The following is an 822-nucleotide window of genomic DNA, read 5'->3' on the forward strand; positions in this document are numbered from 1 at the left end:
AAAAGATTTAGGGTTTGAAACTGTAGCGGTATACAGTGAGGCCGATAGTGGCGCACCACACGTCCTCGCTGCTGATGAGGCGGTATGTATTGGTCCAGCGTCTGTTGGAGAATCTTATTTAGTCGCTAACAAAATCGTGGATGCGGCGAAACGCACAGGCGCAGGAGCTGTTCATCCCGGTTATGGTTTCTTGTCTGAGAACTGTGACTTTTCTCAAGCTTGTGCTGATGCAGGCATCGTATTTATTGGACCACCAGCTCCTGCCATCGAATTGATGGGCAGCAAACGTCTTTCTAAAATCGCAATGATTGAAGCAGGCGTTCCGTGTATTCCTGGGTATGAAGGTAGCGATCAAAACCTAGACACTCTTCTAAGCGAAGCCAAGCGTATTGGTTTTCCGTTAATGGTCAAAGCCTCAGCAGGTGGTGGCGGCCGCGGGATGCGCCTGGTTCATGAAGAGAGCGAGCTCGAATCACAAATCAACACCGCCAAATCAGAAGCAGAAAATGCGTTCGGCAGTGGCGAACTTATTCTTGAACGCGCGGTCATTAGCCCACGCCATATCGAGATCCAAGTGTTTGCCGATCAACATGGCAATGCCGTGTACTTGGGTGAACGTGATTGTTCGATTCAACGCCGCCACCAAAAAGTCGTGGAGGAAGCCCCCTCTCCGTTCGTCGATCCAGAGCTTCGTAAGCGTATGGGTGAAGCCGCTGTGCAAGCTGCCAAAGCGTGTAACTATGTGGGTGCTGGTACAGTTGAGTTCCTGGTCGACGCAGAGAAAAACTTCTACTTCCTTGAAATGAATACGCGCTTGCAAGT

General features: G+C 50.4%; 1 protein-coding gene. It reads left to right on the forward strand.

Translation table 11 applies throughout. The features are described 5' to 3' along the window. Positions 1–822 (forward strand): biotin carboxylase N-terminal domain-containing protein (locus A3739_RS01665; RefSeq protein WP_156502243.1); only part of this gene is annotated, 822 nt, incomplete at both ends.

Source organism: Oleiphilus sp. HI0067 (genome assembly GCF_001635735.1).